The sequence below is a fragment of the Streptomyces vulcanius genome, assembly GCF_042653945.1.
GTDB lineage: Bacteria > Actinomycetota > Actinomycetes > Streptomycetales > Streptomycetaceae > Streptomyces > Streptomyces mangrovi.
The window spans coordinates 131454-149662 of record NZ_JBHSFK010000009.1; the positions used below are offsets into that span (position 1 = coordinate 131454).

Below are 18209 nucleotides of genomic sequence, written 5' to 3' on the forward strand. Positions count from 1 at the left end.
ACATCGACTCGGCCCCGCGCCCCTAGGTAGCCCTCCCTGACGTCGGCAACAACATGCCCGATGCTTCCGCCAGGCCGTCGGCTCCACATCGCCGGGCCATGTCATGACCTCGCTCAAGATAGTCCGCAGCCTCCGTCTCGCCCTTCCGGCGCAGTTCGGTACCCAGCGCCACCAGCGCGCAGGCCAGTTCGTAAGTCGCCGAGGACTGTTCCAGGTGGTGGACGGCCTCTTTCAGGTAGTCGACGCGCGTCGCGCCCGTCGTGACCTCCGCCGCTGTGCGCAACGCCTGGCCGATGGCCGACGGGGTGCCGAAGTGGCGGGCTCGGGTGAGGGCTTCGCGGGCGGTGGCGTGGGCGAGTTCCGGGGCGTCGTGGGCCTGGGCGCGGGCCAGGTGGAGCTGCCAGGGGCACCAGGCGGGGTTGCGGATGCCGCGGCGGTCCAGGCGCCGGCCCACCGAGGCGAGCTCCGCCGCCGCCTGCCCCGTAAGGCCGCGGGCGAGGAGGAGCTCGCCGTGGACGGTCTGGGCGTCGGGGAAGACGACCGCGGCCGGGAAGGGTGCCGCGAAGGCGTGGTCGGCGGCGGTTCTTGTGGCCTCGGCGACCCGGCCGCGGGCGAGGAGGGTCTCGATCAGGATGCCCACGGCGTACCAGTGGGCGGGGGTGCCGGGGCCGACGCGTTCGGCGAGGCGCAGGCCCGCGCGGACGAGGTCCTCGGCCTCGGCGAGCCGGCCGCGGCGGAGGCGGACGTACCCGAGGAGGGTGTAGCCGAAGGAGAGGTGGGCGCCGCGCCAGCCCTGCTTCTCGAAGTCGGCGATCCCGGCGGCGAAGAGTTCCTCGGTGCGGTCGGGGCGGTCGGCGTAGGTGAAGGCGAGGGCGACCAGGACGGGGACCTCGAAGAGGCGGTCGGGCTCGGCCCAGCCCAGGCCGCCGTCGAGGGCGCGTTCGGCGTGCTGGAGGGCGACGTGGGCGGGCTCGCCGCGCTGGATCGCGTCCCAGGTGCGCAGCCCGATGACGTACCGCTCGGTGAGGTCGCGGCCGGTGAGCCGGTCGGCGAGGCGGGCCAGCCGGCGGGAGCGGGCGGGGTGATCGGGTTCGTCGGCGCGGAAGGCGTCCCACATGAACTGTTCGGAGAGCAGCCGCAGCCGGTCTTTGGGGTCCTGGGTGACCCTGATCTCGCGGGCGAGGGTGTCGGAGGCCTCGGCGAGGCGGTCGCTGTGGGCGAGGACCTGGGAGAGGCGGTAGACGATGTGCCGGCGCAGGGCCGGGTCGGTGATCGGCTCGTCGAGGGCGGCGCGGAGGTGGTTGACGGTGGTGGCGGGTTCGGTGAGGAGGGAGGCGCTGCCGAGTTCGTGGAGGACGGCGGCGCGTTCGTGTGCGGGCGGGGGTTCGCGCAGGGCGCGGGCGAGGTGGGCGCGGGCGGTGTCGGGGGCGCCGGCGCGGAGGGTCTCGCGGGCCGCGGCGCGCAACTGCCGGACGACCCAGGGGTCGCCCTCGGGGTGGGTCTCCAGGAGGTGGCGGGCGGCGGCGGAGGGCCCCTGGCCCGCGTCGGTCACGCACCAGGCGGCCTGGCCGTGCAGGGCGACGCGGACACCGGCCGGGATGGCCCGGTAGACGGCGGTGGCGATCAGCGGGTGGACGAACTCCAGGGTGCCGACGCCGGTGAGGATGCGTGCGTCGCGCAGGGCGTCGGCTGCGTCGGCGGCCTCCTCGTGGCCGAGTCCGGCGACGGCGGCGGCGAGGGCCGGGGGGATCTCGGTGCCGAGGACGGCGCAGGCCCAGGCGAAGCGGACGGTGGAGGTGCCCAGGCATTCGAGGCGGGCGACGAGACCGCTGCCCTTGATTGCGGCGGCCAGGTCGCGCAGCAGCGGGGCGCCGGACTCGGTGGGGGCCAGGCCGCGGTCGCGGACCTTGGCGAGGAGTTCGACGGTCTCGAAGGGGTTGCCCGCGGTGACGGCCCAGCACTCCTGGCAGAAGGCGGTGTCGGCGGGGGTGCCCAGGGTCTCGCGCACGAGGCGGGAGACGGCGGCCTGGCTGAGCGGTTCGAGCCCGATGGGCCGGCTGCCCGCCCGGCCGGGCAGGGAGCGGAACGCCTCGGCGTGCGCGGGGAGTTCCTCGGGCCGGTAGGCGACGGCCATCAGCAGCGGGAGTTCCTCGGCGCGGGGCGCGAACCCGGCGAGCCAGCTGAGGGATTCGGGGTCGGCCCAGTGGGCGTCGTCGAGGACGAGGACCAACGGGGCGCTGCGGACGGCGAGTTGGGTGAGTACCCAGTCGAGGCCGTCGCGCAGGCCCTGTTGGTCGGGGGGCGCGCCGTCGTTGGGGGCGCACAGGCCGAGGGCGGGGCCGACGATGTCGTACCAACTGCCCAGCGCGGCACGGAGATCGGCCTCTGTCGAGGCTGCGAAGCGTGGCTGGAGGAGCTGGCGGGCTACGTGGAAGGCGACCCGCTGCTCCTGGTCGCCGCCGCGTGCGGACAGCACGGCGCAGCCCCGGCCCACCGCCCGCCGTCGGACCTCCCCGAGAAGCGTGGTCTTCCCGACACCGCCCCGCCCGGCGAACACCAGCAGCCCACCACGGGGCCGCCCGGACGACCCGGCGGTGGGTGACAGCACGGCGCCGGAACTCGTCGCTCCCGCCGGTGCGGCGCCATGCGGCACGGCGCCCGGCGAGGCGGTGGCCGGCTGTCCGGGACCGGCACCGGGCAGCGTCTCGCCGGGTGGGTGCGACCCGGTGAGTTCCGTCAACGCCTCGTCGATCGCGGCGAGTTGGCTCTCGCGTTCGAAGAGGGTCCGTCTGTCGCGCACGACCGCCTGCCCCATGGCCCACCCCCCGGCCACGGCGCCCGGCACCGCGCGGGGAGCGGCGACGCACCGTGACCTCCAGGGACCTCAGCGTACGCCTCGGGGCAACGGCCCGGCGCCCCGATCCGGGAGGCCGCGCTCATTCCTCGGCCGGTGCCGGGGGTACCACCGCGACGGGACCCGCCGCGTGCAGCAGCACGGCGTGGGTGACGGAGCCCAGCATGCGGGCGGGGGCGAGCAGCCGGCGGCGATGGCGGCCGACGACGACCAGCTCGGCGCCTTGGGAGGCGGCGACGAGGAGGCCCGCCGCGTCGCCGGGCACCGGCAGGGAGTCCACGGGGACGCCGGGGTGGCGTTCGCGGTGCGGGGCGAGGAAGCCGTCGGCGAGGATGCGGGTCTCGTGTTCGAGGGCGTCCTGGTCGTAGACGGGCAGGGCGAGGTCTTCGGGGGCGGCCCAGCTCTGGACCGGCCAGGGGTAGGCGGCGACCACCTGGAGGCGGGCGTCGCGCAGCGCGGCCTCCGTGAAGGCGAGGTCGAGGGCGGCATCGTCGGGGCCGTCCACCTTCAGGCCCACGACCACCCGGCGCCCTGGTTCGGCGGGCAGCGGGTCGTCGACCTCGCGGCCGGGCCGGGGCACGACGACGACCGGGCACTCGGCGTCACGGGCCGCGGTCAGGCCGTTGGAGCCGAGCACCAGGCTGGCGAAGCCGCCGCGCCCACGTGAGCCGAGCACCAACAGCCGAGCCTCGGTACCGAGTTGGGGGAGCAGCGCGCCCGGGGCGCCGTCGAGGGAGACGTACTCCGTCCCCCGCGATCGCTCCCCGAGCCGGGCGCGGGCGGCGGCCAGCACCGGGTCGTCCCGCGGCGGCGGGGGTACGACGACGGAGGCGTCGAGGGCGTCCGGCCGCGTCCAGGCGAAGTGGTGGCGTACGTGCGCCACCCGCAGCGGCGCCCCGCGTCGGCGGGCGGTGTCCGCGGCCCAGTCCAGGGCGCGCAGACTGTCCTCGGATCCGTCGACAGCCGCGACCACCGGCAGGGTGGTGCTCATGGTCCTCACCTCCGGATGACGAACCTCGTCAAGCTGTCCTGATGGGGGCCAGCCTTGCCCAGGCCGGGCCCCAGGAGGGCGTACGAGGTCGCGTGTCCGGAAAATGAGCCACCGACGGTCTCAGGTCAGGTCGAACTCCCCCTCCCGCGCGCCCGACACGAACGCGCCCCACTCCGCGGGGGTGAAGATCAAGGAGGGACTCTCAGGGCGGCGACTGTTGCGCATCGCGATGAATCCCTCGACGAAGGCGATCTGGACATCCCCCCGCCCCCGGCTGCTGGACTGCCACTCGGCGTTGCTGAGGTCCAGCTCCGGCTTGTCCCAGCCCGTGAGCGGCTGCTGCTGGATGGTGCTCTCGGCCACGTCCGTGCTCCTCCCGGTTCGTCGTCCGCGGCCAGCCTAGCGATCGCCCACCGGTGCCGACAGTGCACGTCGGCCGGACCTTTCAGGACTCCGGCGGGCGCGCTCCCACAAGCCACATGGAGAAGAACTGCGAGCCGCCGCCGTAGGCGTGCCCGAGGACTCTGCGGGCCCGTTCCACCTGGTGTTCTCCGGCCTGGCCGCGCACCTGGAGCGCGGCCTCCGCGAAGCGGATCATGCCGGAGGCGCCGATCGGATTGGTGGACAGGACACCACCCGACATGTTGACGGGCAGGTCGCCGTCGAGCTCGGTGACGCCGGACTCGGTGAGCTTCCAGCCCTCGCCCTCGTCGGCGAAGCCGAGGTTTTCCAGCCACATGGGCTCGTACCAGGAGAACGGCACGTACATCTCGACGGCGTCGATGTCGCGGCGCGGGTCGGTGATCCCGGCCTGGCGGTAGACGTCGGCCGCGCAGTCCTTCCCCGCCTGGGGTGACACGGCGTCCTTGCCCGCGAACAGGGTGGGTTCGCTGCGCATCGCGCCGCCCAGCATCCAGGCGGGCGGCCGGGGCGAACGGGCCGCTCCGGCGCGGTCGGTGAGGACCATCGCGCAGGCGCCGTCGGAGGACGGGCAGGTCTCGGAGTAGCGGATCGGGTCCCACAGCATCGGCGAGGCCTGGACCTTCTCCAGGGTGATGTCGTGCTCGTGGAGGTGGGCGTAGGGGTTCTTGAGCGCGTTGCGCCGGTCCTTGTAGGCGACCAGGGAGCCGACGGTGTCGGGCGCGCCGCTGCGCCGCATGTAGGCGCGCACGTGCGGGGCGAAGAAGCCGCCCGCCCCGGCCAGCAGCGGCTGCTGGAAGGGGATGGGCAGGGAGAGCCCCCACATGGCGTTGGATTCGGACTGTTTTTCGAAGGCGAGGGTGAGGACGGTGCCGTGGACGCGGGCCGCGACCAGGTTGGCGGCGACGAGCGCGGTGGACCCGCCCACGCTGCCCGCCGTGTGTACCCGCAGCATGGGTTTGCCCACCGCGCCGAGCGCGTCGGCGAGGTACAGCTCGGGCATCATCACGCCCTCGAAGAAGTCGGGCGCCTTGCCGATGACGACGGCGTCGATGTCGGCCCAGGTCAGCTCGGCGTCGTCGAGGGCGCGCCGGGCCGCCTCGCGGACCAGTCCCGCGATGGACACGTCCCGGCGGGCGGCTACGTGCTTGGTCTGGCCGACGCCGACGACGGCCACGGGCTCCTTGCTCATCGCGGATCCCCTTCCAGTACGGCGACCAGGTTCTGTTGCAGACACGGTCCGGACGTGGCGTGGGCGAGCGCGCGGTCGGACTCGCCCCGGTGGATGCGGGCGGCGGCCTCGCCGACGCGGGCGAGGCCCGCGGCCATCATCGGGTTGGCGGCGAGGGCGCCGCCGGACGGGTTGACGCGGACGTCGTCGCCGAGCTTCAGGGCCCGGCGCAGGACGACCTCCTGCGCGGTGAACGGCGCGTGCAACTCCGCGGTGTCGACGGGCCGTTCGAAGACGCCGGCCCGCTCGGCGGCCAGCCGGGTGGAGGGCGAGTCGGTGAGGTCGCGCACGCCGAGCGAGTGGGCCTCGATGCGGTGGTCGACGCCCCGGATCCACGCGGGGCGCTCACAGAGTTCACGGGCCCGCTCCCCGGCCGCGAGGATCACGGCGACGGCGCCGTCGCCGACCGGCGGGCAGTCGCCGGTGCGCAGGGGCCGTACGACGTAGTCGCCGGGCGGCACCGGGCCGCGCAGCTGGGCGTGCGGGTTGCCGGTGCCGCGGCTGCGCGCGCCGATCGCCGCGAGCGCGGGTTCGTCGGTCTCGCCCGCGTCGATGAGCGCCTGCGCCTGGAGGGCGGCGAGGGCGACGGAGTCGGGCCACAGGGGGGCGACGTAATAGGGGTCGAGCTGCCGGGTGAGCACGTCCCGCAGCGAGCCGGGCGAGGACTTGCCGTACGAGTACACGAGGGCGGTGTCGGCGTCCCCGGTGAGCAGCTTGGTCCACGCCTCGTACAGCGCCCAGGCGCCGTCCATCTCGACGTGCGACTCGGAGATCGGCGGCCAGGCGCCGACGCCGTCGAGGGCGAGGGTGAAGGAGAAGGCGCGGCCGGCCAGGTAGTCACTGGAGCCGGAGCAGGTGAAGCCGATGTCGGCGGTCTTCAGGCCGGTCTGCGCGAGGACCGCGTGCAGGACCGGCATGAGCATCTCGACCTCGGACACCTCCTCGGTGGTGCGCAGGGTGTCGGACTGGGCGAAGGCGACGACGGCGATGTCCCGGCTCACAGTTCCTCCTTGTACGTGTCGTAGTCCGCGTCGGGTTCGCCGGTCGGCCGGTAGTGGTCCGGATAGCGACCGCCTTCCGTCCACACCGGTTCGACCCGCAGTCCCATCCGCACCTGGTCGTACGGGATGCCGCCGATCCGGCCGTGCAGCGCGAGGTCGGCGCCGTCGAGGGCGATGTGGGCGTAGACGTACGGGACTTCGATGTCGAGGTTGCGCGCCTTGATGTTGACGATGCAGAAGGTGGTGACGGTCCCGCCGGGCCCGACCTCCACCTGTTCCGCCGTGGCGACACCGCAGGTGGGACAGGCGCCCCGGGGCGGGACGTACACCTTCCGGCAGGACGGGCAGCGCTCGCCGACGGTCCTGCGGTCGGCGAGGGCGTTGATGTAGGCGGTCTGGGCCCGGCCGGGCGAGTAGGTGTAGTCGAGACGCGCCGGGGCGACGATGCCGCCGACAGGGTCCGCGAACTCACCATCGCTGCCGGTGAGTTCGGCCGGGCCGCCGTCGTACGGCTCGAAGCAGGCGATGTCGGTGATGGCTCCGGCGCGCTCCTCGGCCCAGCGGATCCGGACGCGCATGCCGGTGCGGACGGCGTCGGGGCCGGGGGCGTCGAGGGCGTGCAGAAGGGCGGTGTCGGCGCCGTCGAGCCGGACCAGCACCCAGGCGAAGGGGGTGGTGAGGGGCTGGCCGCGGCGGGGGGCGTGGTTCCAGGCCCAGGTGGTGACGGTGCCGGTGGGCGCCACCTCGACCAGGTCCCGCAGGTCGTCGGCGGTGACGGGGTCGTACTCGACGGGCGGCACGAGGGTGCGGCCGTCGGTGGTCGTCACACCGAGGACGACTTGCTCACGCAGGCCGGTGAGAAACGCACTCTGGACGGGCCCGAGGGACCGCGTGAACGGAAACTCGACAACGAGCGGGGCTTTGAGTACTTCGGGCATCGGGGGCTTGCCTCCTTCGATGGGGCGGCGCGCCCCGAAGGGGCGCGGGGCTGTAGCATTTGCGGCTCCGCCGCGTGGGCGCGACCAGCCACCACGGTCCGCAGCCTTCCGAACGGCGCATCACGCCCGCTTGTAGACCGGTGCCCGTTTCTCCGAAAACGCCCGGGCGCCTTCCTTCGCGTCGGCGGTGTCGAACACCGGCCAGCCCCGGGCGAGTTCGGCGGCGAGTCCCTCGGTCTCGGTCAGCTCCGCGGTCTCGTACACCGACGCCTTGACCGCCTCCACGGCCAACGGCCCACACGCGTTGATCCGTTCGGCGATCTCCAGCGCCTTCTCCAGGGCCTTGCCGTCGGGCACGACATGCCCGACCAGGCCGATGTCGGCCGCCTCGCGGGCGGTGTAGGACCGGCCGGTGAGCAGCATCTCCAGGGCGTGGGTGCGCGGGATCTGCCGTTGCAGCCGGACCGTCGAGCCGCCGATCGGGAACAGTCCGCGCTTCACCTCGAAGAGCCCGAACGTGGCCGACTGGCCCGCGACCCGGATGTCGGTGCCCTGGAGCATCTCGGTACCGCCCGCCACGCAGTACCCCTCGACGGCGGCGATCACCGGCTTGCGCGGCCGGTGGTGGCGGAGCATCGCCTTCCAGTGCAGGTCGGGGTCGGCCTTGAGCCGTTCCCGGTACTGCTCGCCCGCCATGCCCCGCCCGGCGAGGGCCTTGAGGTCCATGCCGGCGCAGAACGAGTCGCCCGCGCCCGTGAACACGATCGACCGGATCGAGTCGTCCTCGTCGGCCTCCAGCCAGCCGTCGTAGAGGCCGACGAGCATCGCGATCGAGAGCGCGTTCTTCGCCTCGGGCCGGTTGAGCGTGAGCACGAGTGTGGCGCCCTCGCGCTGCACGGTGAGGTGTTCGGTTCCGCCCATCACACATCTCCCCTCGGAAAGAACGAGAACAGGTTGCAGGAGGCGCGGAGGCACTTCAAGGGTTTTCTGACACTCAGTCAGATTTCTTCGTGCCGCCCCCTTCACAGTTGCGCCCCCCTTTGCTGTGATGACCGGCAGCCGGTTCGGAGCGAGGCCAGGAGGAACAGTTGGAGTACAACCTTGCCGACCTGTTCGAGTCGGTCGTCGATGTGGCGGCGGACCGCGAGGCGCTCGTGTACGTCGACCATCCCGGCACGGGTGCGGAGCGCCGGCTGACGTACGCGGAGCTGGACGCGGCGGCCAACCGCATCGGCCACCACCTCCTGGACAGCGGGATCCGGCCGGGCGAGCACGTCGGCCTCCACCTCTACAACGGCGTCGAGTACCTCCAGACGGTGCTTGGCTGCCTGAAGGCCCGGATCGTGCCGGTCAATGTCAACTACCGGTACGTGGAAGACGAGTTGGTCTATCTGTACCGGGACGCCGACCTGGTCGGGCTGGTCTTCGACGCGGAGTTCGCGGACCGGGTGGCGGCGGCCCTGCCGCAGGCCCCGGCGCTGCGGCAGCTGGTGTGTGTCGGACCGGCCGGTGACGGTGTCACCGCGTTCACGGACGCCGAGGCGGCCGGTTCGCCGGAGCGCGGGTTCCCGCCCCGCTCGGGCGACGACCAGTTCATCATCTACACCGGCGGCACGACAGGCATGCCCAAGGGTGTGATGTGGCGTCAGGAAGACCTGTTCTTCTCGGGGTTGGGCGGCGGCTCACCCACGGGTGAGCCGGTGAAGAAGCCGGAGGAGATCGCCGAGCGGGTGGCGGCCGGCGGTACGGGGATCACCTTCTTCCCCACTCCCCCGCTGATGCACGGCACCTCCACCCTCACCGCCTTCATCGGCTTCAACTTCGGGCAACGGGTGGTGATCCACCGCAAGTTCGTGCCCGAGGAGGTGCTGCGGACGATCGAGAAGGAGAAGGTCACCAGTATCTCCCTGGTCGGCGACGCGATGCTGCGCCCGCTGATCGACGCGCTCGAAGGGCCGATGAAGGGCACGGACTGCTCGTCGGTGTTCAGCGTGTCCTCGTCCGGGGCGATCATGTCGGACACCGTCCGCGGTCAGTTCCGGGCGCTGATGCCCAATGCGATGCTGCTGAACAACTTCGGGTCCTCCGAGTCCGGCTTCAACGGCACGGCGACGGACGACTCCGGCCCCGAGCGCGGCTTCCGCATCCGCGTCAACTCCCGTACACAGGTTGTCGATCCGGCGACGTACGAGCCGATCGCGCCGGGCGAGGTCGGCCGGGTCGCCCAGCGCGGTCACGTCCCCCTCGGCTACTACAACGACCCGGTGAAAACCGCCGAGACCTTCTTCCAGAAGGGCGGCGAGCGCTGGGTACTGCTCGGGGACATGGCCACCGTCGACGAGGACGGCGTGGTCGTCGTCCTCGGCCGTGGCTCGCAGTGCATCAACACCGGGGGCGAGAAGGTGTACCCCGAGGAGGTCGAGCAGGCCCTGAAGTCACACCCGGACGTGTACGACGCCCTGGTGGCGGGCGTACCGGACCCGACCTGGGGCAACCATGTGGCGGCGGTGGTCCAGATCCGCACCGGGGCCCCGCGCCCCTCCCTGGAGGACATCCAGACCCACTGCCGGAGCCGGCTCGCCGGTTACAAGATCCCCCGCCAGCTGGTCATCACCGACACCATCCGCCGCTCCCCCAGCGGCAAGGCGGACTACCGCTGGGCACGCGAGGTGGCGGTGACGGAGAACGGCTGAGCACCGCCGTCGAGGAAGTCGACGACCCGCGAGGCGAACCACTCCGGGTCGTCCAGCCACGGATAGTGGCCCGCGCCGGACTGCACGGTGAACTCGGCGCCCGGGAAGGCATCCGCGACCACCCGGGCCGGCTCGGGGCGTGGACCGCCGTCCACTTCACCGGCGAGGACGAGGACAGGCGCGGCGACGGCCGCGAGGGCGGTACGCAGGGCGGGCGGGTCGAAGGCGGCGGGGTCGAGGAAGCGTTCTCCGGCCTCGGCGTTGGTCTGCTCGTCGGTGGCGGCGTCATGGGCGCGGGCGGTGTCGTCCCAGCGGCCGTGGAAGAACGGCGCGACCACCGTCCAGTCGGGTTCCTCCCCGCCCGTCAGCCAGGCCTCGAACGCCGGGAACGCCCTCGCGAACCACGGCTCGTCCTTCCGCAGCCGGGCCGCCGCCAGACGGTCCTGGGGCGTGGCCGGGCCGCCCAGGGCCCACGGTGTGACGGTGATCAGGGCCAGTCGGGACACGCGGTGCGGATACCGGGCCGCGTACAGCATCGCCAGGCTGCCGCCGGCCGAGTGCGCGAGCAGGTCCATCCGGTCCAGGCCCAGCTCGACCCGGAGCGCCTCGACGTCGTCGACCTGCCGGTCGCAGCGGTACGACGCCGGATCCGCCGGCGCGGCGGAGTCACCCGTGCCGCGCAGATCGACCAGGGCCAGACGGCGGCGCGCGGTGACGCCGCCCAGGTCGCCGAGGTAGGCGGAGGCCCGCATGGGCCCGCCGGGCAGGACGACGAGCGGGGCGCCCTCGCCGCGCAGGTGGTACGCGAGCCCGGTTCCGTCGGGGGCGGTGAAGGTCGGCATGTGCCCGATCCTCGGCGGGTGACCGGCTCGGCCGCAACGGAAATCCACGACCGACCCCTTGCTTGATCGGCTCCGGGCTGGATTACTGGCCCCGAGCACCTCTACCGAATGATCGGTCGCCCGAATTGTTGCGGTTCATCTAGGGAGTGTCACCATGTCGGATGTGAGGCACCTGCTGGACGAGGGCGAACGCCTCGACCCGGCCAGGCTGCGGGCGCTGCAACTGGAGCGGCTGCGAGCCACCCTCCGGCACGCGTACGCGAACGCGCCGTTCTACCGGGAGTCCTTCGACAAGGCGGGCGTCCACCCCGACGACTGCCGCACCCTCGCCGATCTTGCCCGTTTCCCGTTCACCGCCAAGGCGGACCTGCGCGCCCACTACCCGTACGGGATGTTCGCCGTGCCGCGCGAGCGCATCCGCCGTGTCCACGCCTCCAGCGGCACGACAGGGCGGCCGACGGTCGTCGGCTACACGGACGCCGATCTGTCCATGTGGGCGGACATGGTGGCCCGTTCGATCCGTGCGGCGGGCGGCCGGCCGGGCGACACGGTCCATGTGGCGTACGGGTACGGCCTGTTCACCGGCGGCCTGGGCGCCCACTACGGCGCCGAGCGGCTCGGCTGTACGGTGATCCCCGCGTCCGGCGGTATGACGTCCCGTCAGGTCCAGCTGATCCAGGACCTGGAGCCCCGGATCGTCATGGTGACCCCGTCCTACATGCTCACCCTGCTGGACGAGTTCGAGCGGCAGGGCGTCGACCCGCGTTCGACGTCCCTGGAGGTGGGGATCTTCGGTGCCGAGCCCTGGACGGAGCGGATGCGGCAGGAGATCGAGGAGCGGTTCGCGATCGACGCGGTCGACATATACGGGCTGTCGGAGGTGATCGGCCCGGGGGTGGCGCAGGAGTGTGTGGAGACCAAGGACGGGCTGCACATCTGGGAGGACCACTTCTATCCGGAGGTCGTCGATCCGATCACGGGCGAGGTGCTGCCGGAGGGCGAGGAGGGCGAGCTGGTCTTCACCTCGCTGACCAAGGAGGCGATGCCGGTCGTCCGCTACCGCACCCGGGATCTGACCACCCTGCTGCCCGGCACGGCCCGTGTCTTCCGCAGGATGCGGAAGGTGACCGGCCGCAGCGACGACATGGTCATCCTGCGCGGGGTGAACCTCTTCCCGACACAGATCGAGGAGATCGTGCTGCGCACCCCGGGCGTGGCACCCCACTTCCAGCTCCGGCTGACCCGCGAGGGCAGGCTCGACGCCCTCACGGTGCGCGCGGAGGCCCGGCCCGACGCGACGGCCGGGGACCGGGACTCGGCCGCGCACGCCATCGCGGCGGCCGTGAAGGACGGCATCGGGGTGTCGGTCGCCGTCGAGATCGTCGACCCGGAGTCGTTGGAGCGGTCGGTGGGCAAGATCAGGCGGATCGTGGATCTGCGGTCGCGCCCGTGAACAGGGCGGGGCGGGTGAGGCCGGACAGGTCGTGGGAGGTCACGCTGTTGCGGTCGGTCACCGAACGGCCGAGCGCGTGGTGCGGCCACAGGCCCCCGGCCATCCGGCGGCTGCGCTCGCTCCACTCCAGGGCCTCGGCGCGCCGGGCGCGGTAGAAGTTCAGGGCGTAGCCGCCGGTGTGGATCCGCAGCAGGCAGAAACCGCCGGGATACTCCTTGGCGGCACCGACCTCCTGGTGGGTCACGTGGGGCGCGAGCGCGACCAGGGTGCGCTTGTTGCGGTGGGTGTGGCCGGCGTGGTGGAGGAAGACGCCCGGGGCGGCGGCGTAGGCCTCCAGGAGCGCGCGGGCCTGGCGGCGGCCGAGGCGCTGGCCGGCGCCCACCGGGAAGAGGGCGTCCCGTACGGTCAGCGGGTGGTGGCCGAAGACCACGGTCGGCTGGTCCCGGTTCCCGCGCAGCAGGCGGCGCAACCAGGACAGCTGCTCGGCGCCGAGCCCGCCCGCGTCGGCGCCGTTGCCCTGCTTCTCGTAGGTGTCGAGGCCGACGATCCGCAGCCCGCCCGCCTCGTGGACGAAGTAGCCGGGACCGTCCGCCGCACCGAACCGGTGCCGGAAGGTGTCGCCGTCGGTCCCGGGCCGGTCGTGGTTGCCGCGTACGACGAGGTAGTCCCGGCCATGGGCGCCGAAGCCGTCCAGGATCCGGCCGGCCTGCGCCAGGTCGCGCGGTGCGCCGCCGGCCGAGATGTCGCCCGCGGCGAGCAGCAGGTCCGCCCCGCGCCGGCGGGCCTCGGCGACCACCGCCCGGGCCATGAGCTCGGGATACGGCGCGAGTCCCGGCCGCTGGGCGACCCCGCGCAGCAGGGGGACACCGCCCACCAGCCCCGCGGTGGTCTCGCCGACGTGCAGGTCGTTGCAGAGCGCGAGGGACATCAGGTGGCGGCCGGGCGGGGGCTGCGGGGTGGTGAAGGAGTACGGGCCGCCGTGCGAGCCGAGCCCGTGGGGTGAGGTGCCGGCCGCGTTGCCGCGTACCAGGTGCAGGGAGGTGGGTGTGGCGGCCACGCCCCGGGAGCGGGCCTGGTAGTAGTACGTCTGGCCCGGCTCCAGGCCGGTGAGCTCCACATGGTGGTGTGCGGTGGGCCGGTCCTCCCCGGCGGTGCGGTGGAGCCGGGCGGGGTGGGTGCCGTAGACGACCTCGCCCTCGGTGACCGCGGGCAGCATACGGCCGAGGCCGTCGTCGGTACCGGGCAGGGCGGTGTGCCAGGTGATGACGGCGCTGGTCTCGGTCAGGGTGACCAGTTCCAGGTGGACGGCGGCGACGGGGTGGGGGTGACGGGGACGGGCCCTGGACAGCAGGGCCGGGGCGAGCAGGAGGCCGGAGCGCAGCACTTCACGGGGACCGGGCAGGGCGGCGAGGGGAGCGGGGACACAGCAGCGCATGTCTGGGGTGTGCGCCTCCGCCGTGAACGGCGGACGTGGTGCCGACGGCCGGGCCGGGGCGGGAACCGGACTTCTTGGGTCGTCAGGCCGTATGACCGAACCGGTCCCGCAGTTCCCGCTTCAGGATCTTCCCGCTCGCGTTGCGCGGCAGTTCGTCCACGAAGATCACCCGTTTCGGCGCCTTGAAGGAGGTGAGCCGCTCGCGGGCGTGGGCGATGAGCTCGTCCTCGGTGACCTCGCCGCGCGGGACGACCACGGCGGTGACCGCCTCGATCCACTTCTCGTGGGGCAGGGCAATCACCGCGGCCTCCGCGACCGCCTCGTGGGTGTACAGCGCGTCCTCGACCTGGCGTGAGGCCACCAGCACGCCACCGGAGTTGATGACGTCCTTCACCCGGTCGACGATCGTGAAGTAGCCGTGGGCGTCGCGGACGGCGAGGTCGCCGGAGTGGAACCAGCCGTCCCGGAAGGCCTCGGCGGTCTCCTCGGGCTTCTCCCAGTAGCCCTCGCACAGCTGCGGGGAGCGGTAGACGATCTCGCCGGGGGTGCCGTCGGGGACGTCCTCGCCGTTCTCGTCGACGACCCGGGCGTCCACGAAGAGGACCGTCCGGCCGCAGGAGTCCATGCGGCCCTTGTGCTCGTCGGGCGCGAGGACGGTGGCGAGCGGGCCGATCTCGCTCTGCCCGAAGCAGTTGTAGAAGCCGAGCTTGGGGAGGCGTTCGCGCAGCCGCTCCAGGACGGGCACCGGCATGATCGACGCGCCGTAGTACGCCTTGCGCAGCCCGCTCAGGTCGCGGGTGGCGAAGTCGGGGCGGCCCGCGAGGCCGATCCAGACGGTCGGCGGGGCGAAGAGGCTGTCGACGCGCCCCTCCTCGATCAGGTCGAGGAGGCGGTCGCCGTCGGGCGCGTCGAGGATGAGGTTGGTGGCGCCGACCGCGAGGTAGGGCACCAGGAAGACGTGCATCTGGGCCGAGTGGTAGAGCGGCAGGGAGTGGGCGGGGCGGTCGCCGGCGCTGAGGTCGAGGGCGGCGATGGCGCTGAGGTACTCGTGGACCAGCGCCCGGTGGGTCATCATCGCGCCCTTGGGCCGGGCCGTCGTACCGGAGGTGTACAGCAGCTGCACCAGCTCCTCGCCGCGCGCCTCGGGACCGTCGTACGGCTCGGTGCCGGGCAGCCGGGCGAGCAGCGAGTCGTCGGCGTCACGCAGGGGCAACGTCCGTACGCCGTCCGGGAGTCGGTCCACGAGGTCCGGGTCGGTCAGGACGAGCGTGCTGCCGGACTGGCCGACGATGTACGCGAGGTCCTCGCCGGTGAGGTTCTGGTTGACGGGGACGTGGACCAGGCCCGCGCGGGCGCAGGCGAGGAAGGCGACGAGGTAGGCGTCGGAGTTGTGGCCGTAGGCACCGACCCGGTCGCCGGGGGCGAGTCCCTGGGCGAGCAGGACGGCCGCCGCGCGGGAGACGGCGTCGTCGAGCTGCTCGTAGGTCCAGGTGCGGTCGCGGTACTCGACCGCGACGCGGGCCGGGGTGCGGCGGGCGCTGCGCCGCAGCGTCCCGCCGACGGTACTGCCGGTACTGCCGTGTCCGGGCGTCATGGCACATGATCCTCTTGCGGGCGCCGGGGGAGGTCAAGTCGTCGCCGCGCGACGGCCACGCCGCCGGCCGCCGCCACGATCAGCACGCCGGCGCACAGCAGCACGGCCATGGCGGGGGTGGGGTGGAGGGGCGCGCGTCCGTCGTAGGCCGTGACGGTGATCGCGGCGAGGGCGGCGGCGTAGCCGAGGGCCGCCGCGCCCGTCACGGCGCCCGCCGCGCGTCGGCCGAGGCGTCCCGACTCGCACAGGATCGCCAGCAGGGCGAGGAGTTGCAGACCGTGCAGACCTACGGCGTGGGCCAGTTTGGCGCTGCCGGCGGGCCCGAAGAGCACCTCGTACGGGACGTGTCCCGTGTCGTCGAACGCCTTCTCGCCGATGGCGGCCATCTTCTGCCCGACGGCCCCGGCCGCCAGGACGGCGACCAGTCCGACCAGCACCGCGACCCGGGAGGCGGCACCGCCGTCGAAGCGTACGAGGGCGGCGACGAGCAGCACCACGACACCGAGGACCAGCAGGAGGACGAGGTTGCCGATCAGGGACCAGATCTCGGCGTCGGTGTCGGTGGCCTGGTTGAAGTGGGACGCCGTGCCGCGCCAGCGCTGGGCGGTGATGAGGACGGCCTCGCCCACGGAGCTGAAGACGACCAGTCCCGCGCCGGTCCGTACCCACCAGCGGGCGGGCAACTGCCGCAGGATCCAGACCACGGCCCACGCCATCAGGCCGAAGGACACCCCGAACACGACCGGCTTCCGCCAGGACACCGGCCCCCACCAGGGCGCGAAGTCGACCACGGCCACCACGCCGTGCACCGCGCCGGACGCCACCATCGCGGTCCCGCACCACCACAGCAGCCGCTGGTACCGGTCGACGGGCCGCACGGCACGCCACACCTCGTCCGCGAGCCCACCCAGCGCGTTCATGCGCGCACCCCCGCCCTCTCGCCGTCCGCGTGCCGACGGTAGGGCGGCGTCCGGCGCGGGGCGTCCCCCCACGGGGGTACGTCAGGCCCTCATACGAGGCCGGAGCGGTAGGCGATGACGACGGCGCCCGCCCGGTCGCGGGCGTCGATCTTGTGCAGGATCCGTTTGACGTGGGTCTTCACGGTCGACTCGGCGATCACGAGCAGATCGGCGAGTTCCGCGTTCGACAGCCCCTCGGCGATCAGCCGCAGGATCTGCGCCTCGCGGGAGGTCAGCCGCCGCAGCCGGGGGTCGTCGGGCGCGGGGCGCGGGGTCCGGTCGTCGGTGACGAGGCGGTCCACGAGGGGCCTGGTGACCAGCGGGTCCAGCAGGGTGTGTCCGGCGGCGACCGTGCGGACGGCGTCCACGAGCCTTTCGGGTTCGGCGCGTTTGAGGAGGAAGCCGTGGGCGCCCGCGCGCAGGGCCCGCCACACGTACGCGTCGTCGGGGAACGTCGTCAGCACGAGCACCCGGGTGGTGAGACCCGCGTCCACGATGCGGGCGGTGGCCTCGATGCCGTCACAGCCGGGCATGCGTACGTCCATCAGGACGACGTCCGGGGCCAGTTCGCGGCACAGCCCGACCGCCCGTACGCCGTCGCCGGCCTCGCCCACGACGTCGATGCCGGCGGCTTCGAGCACGACCGCGACGCCGGTCCGCAGCAGGGGGTCGTCGTCGGCCAGCAGGACGCGCAGGACGCGCGGGGTCATGGCAGCGGTACTCCGACGCTCAGGGCGAACCCGCCGTGGTCGCCCGGCCCGTGCTCGACGTGCCCGCCGAGGGCGGCGGCGCGTTCGCCGATGCCGCGCAGGCCACGGCCCGGCCGGTAGTGCGGGGCGGGTCCGTCGCCCTGGTCGACGATCCGTATGAACAGCGTGTTCTCCCGGCGGCCGACCGTGACCTCGGCGGCGCGGGCGCGGCCGTGCCGCAGCGCGTTGGTCAGCGCCTCCTGCACGATTCGGTGCACGGACGTCCGGATGTGCGGCGGCAGTTCACCGGCGTCCGGCGTGATGTGCAGCCGGACCGCCATGCCCGCGTCGGCGAGCGTGCGCACCAGCCGGCCGAGTCCGCAGGGGTCGTCCTGGGGCGGGCCGTCGGCGGACGGACCGTCGTCGGCGCGCAGGAGGCCGAGCAGTCGGTCGAGTTCGGCGAGGGCGTCCCGGCCGGTGCGCTCGACGCCGGTCAGCAGTTCACGGGTCCGCTCGGGCCGGGTGTCGAGCACCACCCGGGCGGCGCCCGCCTGGACCAGCATGGCGTTCACGGAGTGTCCGACGACGTCGTGCAGTTCGCGCGCGATCCGCACCCGTTCGGCGAGCACGGCCTCCCGGCGCTGCGCCGTCCTGCGCTCCTCCGCCTCCCGGTCCCTGCGCGCCGTCCCGTGACCGGCCGCCCACACCAGCAGCCATACGAAGACGACGGCGACCGGTACCGAGGCGGGGGCGTCCTCGGGCGCGAAGTAGGCCAGCACACCGGGCAGGACGAGCAGGGCGCCGAGCCGGGCCCTGCGCGGGGTGGCGCAGAGGCCCACGTAGTACACGCCGATGAGGTTCGCCACCGGGGTCAGCGGACCGGGCCCCACCGTCAGGGCCTCGGCGGCGAGCCCCGCCGTACCGACCGCGTACGCGGTCAGCGGAAGGCGGCGGCGCACGGCCAGACTCCCGGCGATGACGACCGCGAAGGCGAACGCCAGCGGCAGCGGGCCGTCGGTCTCCGGGCGCGGGCCGAGCCGGACCGCCACCATGGCCGCCGTCATACCGACGGCCGGCCCCAACTCACGGGCCCCCAGCGGCAGTCGCAC

At 73.4% G+C, this 18209-nt stretch carries 15 protein-coding genes; 2 read left to right on the forward strand and 13 right to left on the reverse strand.

What is annotated here, in order from left to right:
- Nucleotides 1–22: 22 nt before the first annotated feature.
- The 7 genes from ACFPIH_RS15945 to ACFPIH_RS15975 form a co-directional block, all read right to left on the reverse strand.
- Nucleotides 23–2815 carry an ATP-binding protein gene (locus ACFPIH_RS15945; RefSeq protein ID WP_381172494.1) on the reverse strand — a complete coding sequence of 931 codons (2793 nt, stop codon included), beginning with the start codon at nucleotides 2813–2815 and terminating at the stop codon, nucleotides 23–25.
- Nucleotides 2816–2936: 121 nt separating this feature from the next.
- On the reverse strand, nucleotides 2937–3845 hold the full coding sequence (locus ACFPIH_RS15950; protein WP_381172492.1) for a universal stress protein: 909 nt from the start codon (nucleotides 3843–3845) through the stop codon (nucleotides 2937–2939).
- Between the two features lie 120 nt (nucleotides 3846–3965).
- Nucleotides 3966–4208 (reverse strand): DUF397 domain-containing protein, encoded by a 243-nt coding sequence (locus ACFPIH_RS15955; protein WP_381172490.1) that lies wholly within the window; start codon nucleotides 4206–4208, stop codon nucleotides 3966–3968.
- A gap of 82 nt (nucleotides 4209–4290) precedes the next feature.
- Complete coding sequence (locus ACFPIH_RS15960; RefSeq protein WP_381172488.1) at nucleotides 4291–5457, reverse strand: thiolase domain-containing protein; 1167 nt, start codon at nucleotides 5455–5457, stop codon at nucleotides 4291–4293.
- Nucleotides 5454–6497, reverse strand: a complete 1044-nt coding sequence (locus ACFPIH_RS15965; RefSeq protein ID WP_381172486.1) for a thiolase domain-containing protein — start codon at nucleotides 6495–6497, stop codon at nucleotides 5454–5456. Before ACFPIH_RS15965 ends, ACFPIH_RS15960 begins: the two co-directional genes overlap by 4 nt.
- On the reverse strand, nucleotides 6494–7435 hold the full coding sequence (locus tag ACFPIH_RS15970; protein ID WP_381172483.1) for a Zn-ribbon domain-containing OB-fold protein: 942 nt from the start codon (nucleotides 7433–7435) through the stop codon (nucleotides 6494–6496). The genes ACFPIH_RS15965 and ACFPIH_RS15970 overlap by 4 nt, the downstream gene beginning before the upstream one ends.
- A 120-nt stretch (nucleotides 7436–7555) precedes the next feature.
- Entirely contained in the window at nucleotides 7556–8356 is an 801-nt protein-coding gene (locus tag ACFPIH_RS15975) for a crotonase/enoyl-CoA hydratase family protein (RefSeq protein ID WP_381172481.1), read from the reverse strand.
- A 167-nt stretch (nucleotides 8357–8523) separates the two neighbouring features.
- On the opposite strand from ACFPIH_RS15975, the gene ACFPIH_RS15980 reads away from it, so the two are divergent.
- Nucleotides 8524–10128 (forward strand): acyl-CoA synthetase, encoded by a 1605-nt coding sequence (locus ACFPIH_RS15980; RefSeq protein WP_381172479.1) that lies wholly within the window; start codon nucleotides 8524–8526, stop codon nucleotides 10126–10128.
- Here ACFPIH_RS15980 and ACFPIH_RS15985 read toward each other — a convergent pair.
- Complete coding sequence (locus ACFPIH_RS15985; RefSeq protein WP_381172477.1) at nucleotides 10086–10970, reverse strand: alpha/beta fold hydrolase; 885 nt, start codon at nucleotides 10968–10970, stop codon at nucleotides 10086–10088. The genes ACFPIH_RS15980 and ACFPIH_RS15985 overlap by 43 nt on opposite strands.
- A 154-nt stretch (nucleotides 10971–11124) precedes the next feature.
- Between ACFPIH_RS15985 and paaK the strand changes: the two genes are divergently transcribed.
- Complete coding sequence (paaK, locus tag ACFPIH_RS15990; protein ID WP_381172475.1) at nucleotides 11125–12423, forward strand: phenylacetate--CoA ligase PaaK; 1299 nt, start codon at nucleotides 11125–11127, stop codon at nucleotides 12421–12423.
- Here the strand turns inward: paaK and ACFPIH_RS15995 are convergent.
- From ACFPIH_RS15995 to ACFPIH_RS16015, 5 genes are all read right to left on the reverse strand, one after another.
- A complete protein-coding gene (locus ACFPIH_RS15995) occupies nucleotides 12389–13858 on the reverse strand; it encodes a purple acid phosphatase family protein (RefSeq protein ID WP_381172473.1) in 1470 nt (489 codons plus the stop codon). The two genes, paaK and ACFPIH_RS15995, sit on opposite strands and share 35 nt — an antisense overlap.
- 82 nt (nucleotides 13859–13940) lie before the next feature.
- Entirely contained in the window at nucleotides 13941–15452 is a 1512-nt protein-coding gene (locus ACFPIH_RS16000; protein WP_381172471.1) for an acyl-CoA synthetase, read from the reverse strand.
- On the reverse strand, nucleotides 15449–16372 hold the full coding sequence (locus tag ACFPIH_RS16005; RefSeq protein ID WP_381172468.1) for a hypothetical protein: 924 nt from the start codon (nucleotides 16370–16372) through the stop codon (nucleotides 15449–15451). The genes ACFPIH_RS16000 and ACFPIH_RS16005 overlap by 4 nt, the downstream gene beginning before the upstream one ends.
- Before the next feature lie 89 nt (nucleotides 16373–16461).
- Complete coding sequence (locus ACFPIH_RS16010; RefSeq protein WP_381172466.1) at nucleotides 16462–17121, reverse strand: response regulator; 660 nt, start codon at nucleotides 17119–17121, stop codon at nucleotides 16462–16464.
- Nucleotides 17118–18209 carry a sensor histidine kinase gene (locus tag ACFPIH_RS16015; RefSeq protein WP_381172464.1) on the reverse strand — a complete coding sequence of 364 codons (1092 nt, stop codon included), beginning with the start codon at nucleotides 18207–18209 and terminating at the stop codon, nucleotides 17118–17120. Before ACFPIH_RS16015 ends, ACFPIH_RS16010 begins: the two co-directional genes overlap by 4 nt.

What these genes read in the sequence shown, in the direction of transcription:
- ACFPIH_RS15945 (WP_381172494.1), bottom strand. Translation starts at nt 2,815, where the DNA reads ATGGGGCAGGCGGTCGTGCGCGACAGACGGACCCTCTTCGAACGCGAG.
- ACFPIH_RS15950 (WP_381172492.1), bottom strand. Translation starts at nt 3,845, where the DNA reads ATGAGCACCACCCTGCCGGTGGTCGCGGCTGTCGACGGATCCGAGGAC.
- ACFPIH_RS15960 (WP_381172488.1), bottom strand. Translation starts at nt 5,457, where the DNA reads ATGAGCAAGGAGCCCGTGGCCGTCGTCGGCGTCGGCCAGACCAAGCAC.
- ACFPIH_RS15970 (WP_381172483.1), bottom strand. Translation starts at nt 7,435, where the DNA reads ATGCCCGAAGTACTCAAAGCCCCGCTCGTTGTCGAGTTTCCGTTCACG.
- ACFPIH_RS15975 (WP_381172481.1), bottom strand. Translation starts at nt 8,356, where the DNA reads ATGGGCGGAACCGAACACCTCACCGTGCAGCGCGAGGGCGCCACACTC.
- ACFPIH_RS15985 (WP_381172477.1), bottom strand. Translation starts at nt 10,970, where the DNA reads ATGCCGACCTTCACCGCCCCCGACGGAACCGGGCTCGCGTACCACCTG.
- paaK (WP_381172475.1), top strand. Translation starts at nt 11,125, where the DNA reads ATGTCGGATGTGAGGCACCTGCTGGACGAGGGCGAACGCCTCGACCCG.
- ACFPIH_RS15995 (WP_381172473.1), bottom strand. Translation starts at nt 13,858, where the DNA reads ATGCGCTGCTGTGTCCCCGCTCCCCTCGCCGCCCTGCCCGGTCCCCGT.
- ACFPIH_RS16000 (WP_381172471.1), bottom strand. Translation starts at nt 15,452, where the DNA reads ATGACGCCCGGACACGGCAGTACCGGCAGTACCGTCGGCGGGACGCTG.
- ACFPIH_RS16005 (WP_381172468.1), bottom strand. Translation starts at nt 16,372, where the DNA reads ATGAACGCGCTGGGTGGGCTCGCGGACGAGGTGTGGCGTGCCGTGCGG.
- ACFPIH_RS16010 (WP_381172466.1), bottom strand. Translation starts at nt 17,121, where the DNA reads ATGACCCCGCGCGTCCTGCGCGTCCTGCTGGCCGACGACGACCCCCTG.